At 39.7% G+C, this 11,937-nt stretch carries 17 protein-coding genes and 2 pseudogenes; 11 read left to right on the forward strand and 8 right to left on the reverse strand.

Going from position 1 to position 11,937, the window contains the following annotated elements; all coding sequences use genetic code 11:
* Positions 1-11 precede the first annotated feature (11 nt).
* The gene (locus tag J2S10_RS02660; protein WP_307404168.1) at positions 12-344 is read left to right on the forward strand and encodes a YolD-like family protein; all 333 of its coding nucleotides are present in this window, start codon (positions 12-14) and stop codon (positions 342-344) included.
* Positions 345-387: 43 nt separating this feature from the next.
* Here the strand turns inward: J2S10_RS02660 and J2S10_RS02665 are convergent, their stop codons facing one another.
* Positions 388-594 (reverse strand): CDGSH iron-sulfur domain-containing protein, encoded by a 207-nt coding sequence (locus tag J2S10_RS02665; RefSeq protein ID WP_307404169.1) that lies wholly within the window; start codon positions 592-594, stop codon positions 388-390.
* Positions 595-748: 154 nt separating this feature from the next.
* Between J2S10_RS02665 and J2S10_RS02670 the strand changes: the two genes are divergently transcribed.
* Positions 749-1,081: an iron-sulfur cluster biosynthesis family protein gene (locus J2S10_RS02670; protein ID WP_307404170.1), complete on the forward strand. Its 333-nt coding sequence runs from the start codon at positions 749-751 to the stop codon at positions 1,079-1,081.
* 21 nt (positions 1,082-1,102) lie between these two features.
* Here the strand turns inward: J2S10_RS02670 and J2S10_RS02675 are convergent, their stop codons facing one another.
* From J2S10_RS02675 to J2S10_RS02685, 3 genes and pseudogenes are all read right to left on the reverse strand, one after another.
* The gene (locus J2S10_RS02675; RefSeq protein WP_307404171.1) at positions 1,103-2,026 is read right to left on the reverse strand and encodes an alpha/beta hydrolase; all 924 of its coding nucleotides are present in this window, start codon (positions 2,024-2,026) and stop codon (positions 1,103-1,105) included.
* Between the two features lie 114 nt (positions 2,027-2,140).
* A complete protein-coding gene (locus J2S10_RS02680) occupies positions 2,141-2,284 on the reverse strand; it encodes a hypothetical protein (protein ID WP_307404172.1) in 144 nt (47 codons plus the stop codon).
* 76 nt (positions 2,285-2,360) lie between these two features.
* Positions 2,361-2,579 (reverse strand): annotated as a pseudogene (locus J2S10_RS02685) (hydroxymethylglutaryl-CoA lyase); the annotation flags it as partial.
* Positions 2,580-2,755: 176 nt separating this feature from the next.
* On the opposite strand from J2S10_RS02685, the pseudogene J2S10_RS02690 reads away from it, so the two are divergent.
* A pseudogene (locus tag J2S10_RS02690) lies at positions 2,756-2,999 on the forward strand (CoA-transferase); the annotation flags it as partial.
* Between the two features lie 21 nt (positions 3,000-3,020).
* Complete coding sequence (locus J2S10_RS02695) at positions 3,021-3,689, forward strand: 3-oxoacid CoA-transferase subunit B (protein WP_307404173.1); 669 nt, start codon at positions 3,021-3,023, stop codon at positions 3,687-3,689.
* 48 nt (positions 3,690-3,737) lie between these two features.
* Here the strand turns inward: J2S10_RS02695 and J2S10_RS02700 are convergent, their stop codons facing one another.
* The gene (locus tag J2S10_RS02700; RefSeq protein ID WP_307404174.1) at positions 3,738-5,288 is read right to left on the reverse strand and encodes a DHA2 family efflux MFS transporter permease subunit; all 1,551 of its coding nucleotides are present in this window, start codon (positions 5,286-5,288) and stop codon (positions 3,738-3,740) included.
* 15 nt (positions 5,289-5,303) lie between these two features.
* The gene (locus J2S10_RS02705; protein ID WP_307404175.1) at positions 5,304-5,930 is read right to left on the reverse strand and encodes a TetR/AcrR family transcriptional regulator; all 627 of its coding nucleotides are present in this window, start codon (positions 5,928-5,930) and stop codon (positions 5,304-5,306) included.
* A gap of 189 nt (positions 5,931-6,119) precedes the next feature.
* On the opposite strand from J2S10_RS02705, the gene J2S10_RS02710 reads away from it, so the two are divergent.
* Positions 6,120-6,377 carry a YqkE family protein gene (locus tag J2S10_RS02710; RefSeq protein ID WP_307404176.1) on the forward strand — a complete coding sequence of 86 codons (258 nt, stop codon included), beginning with the start codon at positions 6,120-6,122 and terminating at the stop codon, positions 6,375-6,377.
* Between the two features lie 39 nt (positions 6,378-6,416).
* On the opposite strand, the gene J2S10_RS02715 is transcribed toward J2S10_RS02710, so the two are convergent.
* A complete protein-coding gene (locus J2S10_RS02715; protein WP_307404177.1) occupies positions 6,417-7,328 on the reverse strand; it encodes an aldo/keto reductase in 912 nt (303 codons plus the stop codon).
* Between the two features lie 65 nt (positions 7,329-7,393).
* Positions 7,394-7,525 (reverse strand): Z-ring formation inhibitor MciZ, encoded by a 132-nt coding sequence (gene mciZ, locus J2S10_RS02720; RefSeq protein ID WP_307404178.1) that lies wholly within the window; start codon positions 7,523-7,525, stop codon positions 7,394-7,396.
* Between the two features lie 71 nt (positions 7,526-7,596).
* Between mciZ and J2S10_RS02725 the strand changes: the two genes are divergently transcribed.
* The 6 genes from J2S10_RS02725 to xerD all read left to right on the forward strand — a co-directional run bounded on the left by J2S10_RS02725 (position 7,597) and on the right by xerD (position 11,912).
* Positions 7,597-8,148 carry an NUDIX hydrolase gene (locus J2S10_RS02725; RefSeq protein ID WP_307404179.1) on the forward strand — a complete coding sequence of 184 codons (552 nt, stop codon included), beginning with the start codon at positions 7,597-7,599 and terminating at the stop codon, positions 8,146-8,148.
* Complete coding sequence (locus tag J2S10_RS02730) at positions 8,145-9,308, forward strand: endonuclease Q family protein (RefSeq protein WP_307404180.1); 1,164 nt, start codon at positions 8,145-8,147, stop codon at positions 9,306-9,308. The genes J2S10_RS02725 and J2S10_RS02730 overlap by 4 nt, the downstream gene beginning before the upstream one ends.
* A gap of 129 nt (positions 9,309-9,437) precedes the next feature.
* Positions 9,438-10,085 (forward strand): stage II sporulation protein M, encoded by a 648-nt coding sequence (spoIIM, locus tag J2S10_RS02735; protein ID WP_307404181.1) that lies wholly within the window; start codon positions 9,438-9,440, stop codon positions 10,083-10,085.
* 107 nt (positions 10,086-10,192) lie between these two features.
* Complete coding sequence (gene fur / locus J2S10_RS02740) at positions 10,193-10,654, forward strand: ferric iron uptake transcriptional regulator (protein WP_307404182.1); 462 nt, start codon at positions 10,193-10,195, stop codon at positions 10,652-10,654.
* 131 nt (positions 10,655-10,785) lie between these two features.
* Positions 10,786-11,013 (forward strand): YqzK family protein, encoded by a 228-nt coding sequence (locus J2S10_RS02745; protein ID WP_307404183.1) that lies wholly within the window; start codon positions 10,786-10,788, stop codon positions 11,011-11,013.
* Positions 11,014-11,018: 5 nt separating this feature from the next.
* Positions 11,019-11,912, forward strand: a complete 894-nt coding sequence (gene xerD / locus J2S10_RS02750) for a site-specific tyrosine recombinase XerD (protein ID WP_307404184.1) — start codon at positions 11,019-11,021, stop codon at positions 11,910-11,912.
* Positions 11,913-11,937 lie beyond the last annotated feature (25 nt).

Here is an 11,937-nt window from a genome sequence, read left to right on the forward strand (position 1 = left end):
AAGGGAGACGAATGATTCGTGACCGCGGGAGAATCAAATGGACGTCGATGATGCTTCCGGAGCATGTGAAATTGCTCAGGGACTGGGTAAAGGAAGATAGATATGAAGACAAGAAAGAAATGGATGAACAGCAGCTGGAGCTCATGAACGACACCTTATCTGAAGCAATCGAATTTGATCAATTTGTTGCGATCACGCATTATCGAAATCGAAATTATGAAATCGTAATAGGGAAAATTCATTACTGGGATGAAACAGCGGGGAAGCTCCATGTCGTCGACCGGTTTGAGGAGGTACACCGCATTCCAATTGGTGCCATCGCTGACATCAGGCTTTCCGATTAAGGAGCAATAAAAAGAGCAGTCATCGAAAGCTGCTCTTCACATCTTATTCCTCTTTAGGAACCCGTACTTGAGATTCAAATTTTCCTTTATGCGAGCCGTCACAAAAAGGTTTATTATTAGATAGGCCGCAGCGGCAAAGGGAAAAGGATGGCTTTGTTGTATAGACATTGCCTTCTCCATCTAACAATTCAACATCACCGGTAATTCTAAGTGAACCGTTATCGTTTACTTTAATTTGAACTTTTGACATCTCCAACACCCCTTCAATAAATATTCATCATCTCTCCTGAGATTAACTGGAAAGAGAGGAAAATGCAACCCGTGACCCGGGATAAGCAAAAAAATAAGAATTTAAAAAAACATATGATAAAATCATCATATGCAAAGAGAGGGGTGCTTTTACGTTGGAAATAGTAATAACCGAGGCGGCAGCTGAAAAAATTAAGCTGAGAACAGAAGGCCGGGAAGGCTTTTTAAAACTAAAATACGATACGGACGGCTGCGGCTGTGCGGTAAACGGTGTAGCAGCATTGTGGTTTGTATCAGAAATAGAGGATACCGATATCGCTATTGAAACAAACGACAGAACTATTTATGTAGAAAAATCAAAGACTGTCTTCTTTGATGAGCAAATGAAAATTGACTTCTCTAATAGCTCAAATTGTTTTCAATTAAAAAGCCCGCAACAAATCTTAAATGGGCACATGAGCCTTGTGATTAAAGAAAAAACAGACTGAACCTATTTGGACAGTCTGTTTTTAAATAGATAAAGATTCATGGAAAACATATTTTTGTAAAAATTCATCAATGACCCGTTCATAATCGGCACGGTTTTCGTTGAAAGACTGGGCGTGCCGGCCGTTTGCTGCCAGAAAAAGCATTTTTGGAGCCTTTGTGTGCGCAAATAAATCTTCACTCATTGTCGGTAGAATAAAATCATCCTTCTGACTGTGAATGAACAGAATGGGATGTTTAATATTATCAATAACCGAAATCGGTGAAACATGCCGGATGGAATATTTGTCACGGACGCGCAAGAAAACATCCGCAATCGGAAGTAATAGCCTCGGTGCAATCTTCATTTCCTTTTTTAGACGATAGGCCAGTTGAGCTCTAAAGTCTGAAAAAGGACAGTCCGCAATATAAAAATCAGCTCCATCCTCAAGAATTCCTGCATACAGCAGCATGGTCGCCGCCCCCATTGATTCACCGTGAATCCCAAGTTCGAGATTGGGCCCTTTTTCTTTTTTTAGCCAGTCGACGACTGACTTTAGATCGAATTTTTCATAATGACCATAACTTGTGGTTTTTCCCCCGGATTCGCCGTGGCGCCGGTGATCATAAATTAAGGCATTAAAGCCGCGCTCTAAGAAAAGGTTCATATATTTAATCGAATTTACTTTTGTTTCTGTTACACCATGGGAAATAATAATATAGCGATTTGACCGATACGGTTCAACAAGTAGGGCTTTGATGGTGTAGCCAAAAGGTGAAGCAATGGCAATCTCTCGCTTTGGAAGTGACGCAAATTCATCGGGTTTATATCTTCCGGCTTCCTTTTCCCGTTCTAAAATAAACGTTTCATCCTTCTTTTTCATATACATCAAGCGGTTAGTAAAATAAATACCGAGGACCAGCCAAAAAAACAGTAAAATAAATAGGGCCCGAAATGTCTTCCTCAAAAGACGGCACCTCCTATAGGCTTTCTATAAAATATGACGTCATCGAACTTAATTTTCTTATAACATGAAAAAAGCCGCTGACTCAAATGAGCGGCTTTATGTGAAAGGTAAAAATTACGACTGTTCCGAATTCTGTCGCTTCGTTGGGTGGAGTGCTTTTTCGAGTTCTTCTGCAGCAATCATCCTCTTGCCCGTACCGGCTGAATCTGAATAATTTTTTCCTTGTTGGCTGAATCCTTTATCCCGTTTTTGGCTCATGGTCAGTCTCCCTTCGAAGTGGTTACATCTAATAAGATGCATTAATTGAAGACTGATTATTCATGAAAACCTGGGCCTAAACAGTTTGGAAATGACGCCGATAATATCCGCTTTTAATCTGTCTTGATAAATAAGGCCGAACGATTTCAATAGCGTTAACGAGCTTATTAAGATTAACACCGGTATGAATTCCCATTCGTTCAAGCATATAAACAACATCCTCAGTCGCCGCATTTCCCGCAGCCCCGGGTGGAAACGGACAGCCGCAAAGTCCGCCTGCAGAAGTATCAAAGCGCCCGCGGGCCAACTTCAATAATTGTTACTTTTAGGCAAATTTAGCATCATTTTCTCCCTCCTATATTCATACTTTCATTGTAGAAGCGGTAATTTCTAAAAAGCAAGAATAAATGAAATTTTGACAAAATTAGAGGGTTTTTAAAGTTTACAGGAGAAAGTAATAAAAGTATTATAGGAGACTTTAGCCTGGTAAGGGCATGGAAGGGCGATCGGATGGGAAATCTCATTCCACAAAACAGCGAAAAACTTTAATCCGATGATTGCGGCAGCAGGAAAAGTGACCATTGCTGAGGTAGAAAACCTTTTCGAAATCGGCGAGCTTGATCCTAATTTTATTCATACACCAAGTGTTTATGTTCAATCCATTATTGAAGGCAAACAGGAAAAACGAATTGAGAGATTGACTGTTAGAAAATAGAGTCGGGGAAGGAGAGACATTATGGCGAATGAGAAGGCCTCTGCCAGAGTGAGAATTGCGATAAGAGCAGAAAAGGAAATTGAAAATGGCTATTATGTAAACCTGGGAATTGGCATGCCAACCCTTGTAGCTAATTATATATCGGGTAATAAGCAGGTGGTCCTGCAATCGGAGAATGGGCTTCTTGGAATTGGACCTTACCCGAATGAAGAAGAGGTAGATCCTGACTTAATCAATGCTGGCAAAGAGACAGTCACAGCCATTAGTGGTGCAGCCTATTTTGACAGCGCCGAATCGTTTGCGATGATTCGCGGAGGACATATTAATTTGGCCATCCTAGGCGGAATGGAAGTATCGGAAACCGGTGATCTGGCAAACTGGATGATTCCCGGAAAAATGATAAAAGGTATGGGCGGAGCAATGGATCTTGTGCATGGTGCACGGAAAATTATTGTGATCATGGAGCATGTAACTAAAGCAGGCGAATCGAAGATTTTAAAGAAATGCACCCTTCCATTAACCGGAAAAGGAGTCGTTAACCGCATCATCACGGAGCGCGCTGTAATGGATGTGACTGATTCCGGGTTGAAGCTTATCGAAGTAGCAAAGGGATTTACAGTTGAGGAGGTAGTTCATTCAACAGAAGCTGCCCTAACTGTAGATGAAAACGTAGTATTAGAAGCATATTAGTATAATAAAAGCAGGCTGTTTTATGTGGAATAGCCTGCTTTTTATCGATTAATGAGGTGCCTGTGCCGAATCTTGCTGTGCAGCTTGTTTTTTCTTATAGGCAGCTGCATCAAACCGTGCGGAACCTGCAAACAGCGCCGCTAGCAGTCCAAAAACGGCAGCGCCGACTAAGAACCAAAATCCAAGATGGATCGAGTCTCCAAGAGCATTTTTTAACATTGTTAAAACTTGCCCCGGAATCTGACCTCCTGCACGCAGAAGGACTTGCGGATTGGTGAACATCTCCAATTTTTCAATGGGAATCCCTAGTTTAGGAGCACCGCTTTGAATCGCTGATTCCATATGACGGTTAACCAGGGCCGCCATAATCGCGGTGCCAAAAACGCCGCCGATGGACCGGAAGAAGGCAACCGTTGAAGTGGCGATTCCTTGATACCGCTCCTCTGCAGAAACTGTCACAGCGGTTTGAGTAATCGGCATCAAAATCCCGATACCTGCTCCAATGACAACCATATCCAACCTCATCATCCATTTATTAGCTTCCAAAGACATGCCCGTCATGAAAAATAATCCGGCTCCGGCAATAATCATCGAAGCCAGCATATTGGCTCTCCAGCTTAATCTTGTCATCGTAAAACTGCTGATTGAGGCACCAATCATCACGGAAAACATCATCGGCGTTACCGCATTTCCGGCATCACTGATATCGCCGCCCAGCCCGCCTTGCACAAAGATGGGGATATATAACAGGGCACCGAACATAACGACTCCTTGGATAAAGGTTACGAGACTTGAAGCAGCAATGACGCGATTTTTAAACAACCCTAGCGGTAAAATCGGTTCGTTTACTTTCATTTCTGTAATAAAGAAGAAAATAATACTGACTGCACCAAGAGCAAATAATCCAATGATTTGCTTGGATGACCAGCTATAATCAACTCCACCCATTTTTAATGCAAGTAAAATCGAAATCGTTGAAATGACTAATAAAATCGATCCTAAGTAATCAATATACTTCTTTTCTTCCCTTTTTTGCTCAAATAAGGCCAGAGAAAGAATCACAAACGAGACAATCCCTAATGGCAAATTGATGTAAAAATTCCAGCGCCAGCTAAAGTGTGTCGTAATAACTGACCCTAATGTCGGTCCAACAACAGAACTTAATGCAAACACACCCATAAACAATGCCTGAAATCTTCCAGCCTTATCCTGAGGCATTAATCCGAAAATTAACGTAAAGGTGATTGGCATCAAAAAGCCGGCGCCGATTCCTTGAATACCTCGAAAAATAATCAGCTGTTCCATGGTTGTGGATGCTCCACACAGGGCAGAGCCTCCAAGAAACAGTAAAAGACCGATTAAATAGAATCGTTTTCTCCCATACATATCAGATAACTTCCCAACAATCGGCATGATGGCAGTTGAGGCAAGCATGTAGATGGTGAATACCCAGGAGATCATATCAAGACCTCCTAATTTTTCGACAATCGTAGGTAATGCCGTTGTGACGATTGTTTGATCAAGTGATGATAAAAACATACTGAGAAGCAATGCACCCATAATCCAGTTAACGCGATTGATTTGACCGGATTTCCCCATTTACAATCTCCCCTTTTAAATTAATAAACCGTTAAACAATACATCAATTGTTTGCTGAATATAAGCATTTGTTTCAGCCGATTCGGGACTCCTTCCACTTCCTGTCATTGTGAACATAGCCCCTGAAATTCCACCCCAAAAAATTTGCGAAAAGAGATAAGGATCTCCAATTCGTATCAGCCCTTGTTCCATTGCATCTGCAAATGTGTCAGCTAACGGCTGATGGATATTAGTGGTAAAGTTTTTAGAAATTTCATCTCCCCTTTCTCCAAATACAGCAGGAATATCCTGGTACAGATCACGAAAGAAATGTACCATGGACGGGTCTTGGGCAGCAGTATGCAAATAATGCAGTGCATATTGCTGTAATCTTTCCAGTGGCGGCTCTGTAGTTTTCAATCGGGCACTTACAAATTGGATAGCAGCGGTTAGAGCTCCCTCAAATAAAGTTTGAAATAACTCATACTTATCCTTGTAATAGTAATAAACAAGCCCGCGGGCAATCCCCGCTTTTTTGGCAATCTCGCCAATTTCTGTACTCAAAAACCCTTTTTCTATATACACTTCACGGGCTGCCTCCAAAATTTGCCGGATTCGCTGCTGTCTAATTTCTTCATTTTGTTCAGGTGTTCGTGGAGACACATTTTTCACTCCTTTTTAAATTAACATCTGTGTCAATTTAAAATATATGTTAATTTGACACGTGTGTCAATTTAAAAAATGAAATTTAATGAATTTTTTCCATAAATTGTTTGTATGCGCAGTTTTTTAGGAGGAGGAAAGGCCGAAATGGTATAATATTAATGAATCGTGTTTAAAGGAGTGGCGAAAATGAAAAAACATTCGAAACAAAAAAATCAATCAACTAAACCGAAAAAAGATGAATCGGCGGTAACGCTTAAGGATATTCTCAATCCCGATTTAATGAAGCAGCTAAAAGAACAACAGGAGCAGCTTAAAGCAGTGGAAGAGAAAAGAAAAGAAGAAGAGGAGCAAAGAAAGAGAGAAGAGCGGAGATTAAAAGAAAAGAACAAATCATTTGAAGAGTTATTGAACGAAAGCGGGATGAACTGGAAGGAGTTTAAATAAATAAGAATGAAAAAGGAGAGTCGCGATGACTCTCCTTTTTCAACGATGTTCTTTATAGGTGGCTACCTTTGATAGTTTCTGAATAACCGCAATTTCTTCGTCAGTCAGTGACCGGCTTCGGACAGCATCGGCATTACTTCTAATCTGTTCAGGACTGCTTGCGCCCGCAACAATAGAAGCCACAGCAGGGTTTGCCAGATTATATTGAAGAGCAACTTCTGTTAATGAGCGGGCGGCTGCCACTTTTTCCTTCAGTAATGGCAAGGTTTCACTCAATTCTTTTCGGCTATAATCCAAATAGCCTTTTTCAGATATTTTTTCAAGCATTCGATCACTAAGCAAACCCTTGGCAAGTGATCCGCGTGTGACTGTGCTAATTCCATTATCATGAAGAAGCGGTAATGCTTCTTCCTCGGGACGACGGTCTAAAATACTGTATTGCATCATCACAGATACGATACCGGACTTCTTTGCATATTCACGAATTACATTCGGTCGAATCGATGAAATACCATAATAGCGAATATAGCCTTCTTCTATTAATTCCTCAAACGCTTCAATCGTTTCATCAATTGGGTCCTCAATTGTACCTCCATGCAACTGATAAAGATCAATATAATCAGTTCCAAGGCGCTTCAGGCTGTTTTTTACCGCTTCTTTTATGTATGTCTTTGATGGGTCCCATGACCAGCCGGACTGACCGTTATTCCGGCGATTACCGACTTTTGAGGCAATAATAACCTTTTCTCGTACATCTTTTAGGGCTTGTCCCAAAATTTTTTCATTTTCACCAAAATCATATAAATCGGCAGTGTCAAAATAATTGACGCCTTCAGCAAGAGCTGACTCAATAATAAGCCGTGCCGCTTTTTCTTCCGTACCTATTGACATACAGCCAAGACCTAATTCAGAAACAAATAAATCAGAGCTGCCTAATTTTCTTTTTTTCAAAAAAACCACCCCGTTCTTTTTCTACAATTTTAATAAAGAACGGGAAAGACTACAAACGGAAGAATTTATTTTTGGGTAACATTTTGAATCCAATCGGAAACGGTGACGTAATCCGTGTTATATTCTTTCAGTTTTTGCAATACTTCCCGGCGTTTACCAACCAGAATTATTCCTTTCTCATGTACATACACCTTCATCCATACCCCTCCAAATAAAGTATGGTAAAATGTATGAGCATTACATAACGAAATAGAACAGGAGTGGCACTATGAGCAGCCTTGAAGAAAAAACGCTCCACAGCGAAGAAATTTTTTCCGGAAAAGTAATCAGTCTCTACCTGGAGGATGTTGAGCTTCCAAATGGAAATCATTCAAAACGGGAAATTATTAAACATCCCGGTGCTGTGGCTATTTTAGCAGTCACCGATGACAATAAAATTGTAATGGTCGAACAATATCGTAAAGCATTAGAAAGAACCATTGTGGAAATTCCGGCCGGGAAGCTAGAAAGGGGCGAAAAGCCAGAAGTATGTGCCCGTCGTGAATTAGAGGAAGAAACAGGCTATGTATGCGAGAGTCTTGAACTGTTAACCTCTTTTTACACCTCACCGGGGTTTGCAGACGAAATTGTTCATGTTTTTATTGCAAAAGGTTTAACAAAAAAAGAAAACTCCGCTGCGCTTGACGAAGACGAATTTGTTAATCTTGAAGAATTGACACTCGCTGAAGCGATTCAATATGTAAAAGACCAAAAAATCTATGATGCTAAAACAGCCTATGCTGTTCAATTCCTTCAGCTTCAAGAGGCTTTAGGAAAATGAACCGCTATTATGTAGATTTACATATCCATATCGGTAGAACCTGGACAGGCAAGCCAGTCAAAATAACCGGTGCCAAATCATTAACATTTACGAATATCATTGAACATGCAAGGAATGAAAAGGGCTTGAATATGGTTGGGATTATTGACAGTCATTCACCGGAAGTAATTCTTGAAATGGAAAGTCTTATTCAAAGCGGTGACATCTATGAACACCCCGACGGTGGCTTAGTATTTGGGGATTTAACCGTCATACCGGGTTCGGAATTAGAAATTTATGATGATCAATCGGGCGGCCCGATCCATCTTCTTTGCTATTTTCCTACCTTGGCTGTAATGAAGGAATTCTCAACTTGGCTATCAGGTAATTTGAAAAATATTCAATTAAGCTCACAGCGAATCTATGTGACAGGCCTTGTTTTGCAAAAAAAGGTTAAGGACCTAGGTGGATTATTTATTCCTGCACATGTATTTACACCGTTTAAAAGCCTGTATGGTAAAGGAGTCAATCAATCTTTAACCGAGGTATTAGACCCAAACCTAATCGATGGAATTGAACTGGGTTTAAGCTCCGATACCAACATGGCGGACCAATTAAAAGAATTACACGATTTTCCGTTTGTCACGAACTCCGATGCTCATTCATTAGCTAAAATTGCGCGTGAATACCAAGTAATCACCATGAAGGAACCAACCTTTTCGGAATTACAAAAGGCATTGAAAGGCGAAGCAGGGAGAAAAATCATCGCCAATTATGGGCTCGATCCGTTACTGGGAAAATACCATAAGACGGTTTGTGCGGAATGTTTAAATCCCGTTAATCAGGGGGACCAAATTTGTAATCTATGCGGCAACCCTAAGATTATCAAAGGGGTGGCCGATCGGATCCTTGAGCTGAAAACAGCCGGGAGCAGCCCTGAAGACCGCCCGCCTTATGTTCATCAAGTGCCGCTGGAATTTATTCCTGGCTTAGGACCAAAATTGCTTGAAAAACTTGTTAATCATTTTGGGAGTGAAATGGCGATTTTACATGAAGTTCCTTATGATGCATTAAGAGAGGTTGTACCTGATAAAATCGCTGATATCATCTTGAAAGCCAGGGAAGGGAAAGTAAATCTGGCTGCAGGCGGCGGAGGAAAATACGGAAAAATCTCAGATTAAAATATAGATCAAGAAAACCCGATAGCTGTTGCTGCCGGGTTTTTCTATTATCTATTAAAAATTTGGTCATAGAAAAACTAGAAAGGCATAAGATGTATTAACTGATTTACCTAATAGGAGGAAACGCAGATGAAGAAGCGATTGTACCAGTCTGAAGCCGCCAGTTATTTCCGTGAGCATTCCTCAATTTTTTTATTTATTGTGATTTTGTTCTTAATGGGTGTTATTTTTGGAGCAATAGTAGTTAATAGCATGAGTATTCCTCAAAAAGAAGATTTATTCTACTATTTATCGCAATTTTTTGGTCAGGTTTCAGATGGAAAAGTAGCAGAGGACAGCGATTTATTTCTCCAAAGCTTTTTTGATAACAGTAAATTTATTGGCTTAATGTGGATACTGGGGATTTCCATTATTGGTTTACCTGTAATTCTCATCCTTCTATTTTTAAAAGGGATGGTGGTTGGATTTACAGTAGGATTTCTGGTTAGTCAAATGGGGTGGAAAGGCTTTATGATGGCATTTGTTTCCATTCTGCCGCAAAATTTGATTACCATTCCCGTGTTTATCATGATGGCCGCATTATCAGTTATTTTTTCAATGAGAATGATTAAAAAACAGTTTATGAAAAAATATGGACAACCGATTATGCCGTTTTTTAAACGATACATTATCGCCCTCTTAGCAGCCGTAATCTTTCTCTCGGTTGCCTCAGGGATTGAAGCATATCTATCTCCATGGCTGATGAAAACAATCATCCATTCTACCAATTTAAAATAATTGTTATTTAATATAAAATATAAATTCTTATTTATAATAATTTTATTTTGAATCTCTTTTGCCATCTGTTATAATGAGAATCATAGTGGCGAGGGAGGGACTTCGGGATGGAAACTAGAATTGAGAGAATAAAGAAGCAGTTGCATTCATCGAGCTATAAGCTAACACCCCAACGTGAAGCAACCGTTCGCGTTTTGCTGGAAAATGAAGAGGATCATTTAAGTGCAGAAGATGTGTACCTCCTCGTAAAAGAAAAATCGCCTGAAATTGGTTTAGCAACTGTTTATCGAACGTTGGAATTGCTAACTGAATTAAAAATTGTCGATAAAATTAATTTTGGTGATGGTGTATCAAGGTATGACCTCCGTCAAGAAGGAGCGGCACATTTTCACCATCATCTTGTATGTATTGAATGTGGAGCGGTTGATGAAATTCAAGAGGATCTTTTAGAAGATGTTGAGGCTGTTGTTGAGCGCAGATGGAATTTTAAAATAAAAGACCATCGCCTAACCTTTCATGGTATCTGTTACCGGTGCCAAGATAAAGGAAATGAAGAAGAAAAAGCTTAATAAAAAATGGGAAGTCCTTTTTACTGAAAAGGGCTTTTTTGCTTTTTATCCCCTAAATACCGGTGTGTAGGTATAAAACTTGTACAATTTGGCATACCTTTTACTAGAAGATACGGTTTGGGGGAAGAATAATGTTTTCTTTTATAAAAGTGGCTTTTCAAACAATAAAGGTTTTTATCATATTCACCGGGTGCACGATTCTCTTCTACTATGGTATCATATTGGTAAGTGAGGAATACCAAAATTATCATCGCTATGACGCACCAGAAGGGGCTGCTTTAAAGGTTTCGAATGCAGTAAAAGAAGGAGATCCTTCCATGTTGGATCGGTTAAAATTGTTTTATTTAAACGGGGAGTAAAAATGATGGAGGATCACTTACAAGACTTTAAACATTTTTTAATAGTCGAAAAAGGTCTGGCGAATAATAGCATTATGGCATATGAGCGGGATTTAAAAGGTTATATTCGTTATTTAAGAAATGTTGAATCAATCCAAACTCTCAATGATGTGCAGCGTATTCATATTGTCCATTTTCTGGGGTTTTTAAAAGAGCAGGGAAAATCATCGAAGACACTTGCAAGACATATTGCATCTGTTCGGGCATTACATCAGTTTTTATTAAGGGATAAAGCAACAGACCAAGATCCGACTGTTCATATTGAAACACCTAGGTTAGAAAGGACCTTACCAAAGGTTCTAAGCCTTCAGGAAGTAGAAATACTCCTGGATGCACCAAAGCTGCATGACCATTTCGGTTTAAGAGACAAAGCGATGCTGGAACTTCTATATGCGACAGGAATTCGTGTCAGTGAGCTGATTGGCCTTGATATAGACAATGTACATTTAACCATGGGCTTTGTCCGATGTATTGGTAAGGGAAATAAAGAGCGAATTATTCCTGTTGGCAGAACAGCATCTGAAGCAATAAAATGTTATTTAGATAATGGCAGACCCCATTTTGTTTCAAAAAAGCATAAAGATGACGCCCTTTTTTTAAATCATCAAGGTAAAAGGTTAACACGTCAGGGATTTTGGAAAATTTTAAAAAAGTTAACAAAAGAAGCAGGAATCGAAAAAGAATTAACACCGCATACACTAAGGCATTCTTTTGCCACTCATCTGTTGGAAAATGGGGCTGATTTAAGAGCGGTGCAGGAAATGCTCGGTCATGCTGATATTTCTACGACGCAAATTTATACACATGTTACGAAAACAAGATTAAAGGATGTTTATAGTAGATTTCATCCAAGAGCTTAATAAATTTGTAGATTCTAAGAATTTA

It is taken from the genome of Neobacillus ginsengisoli, assembly GCF_030813055.1.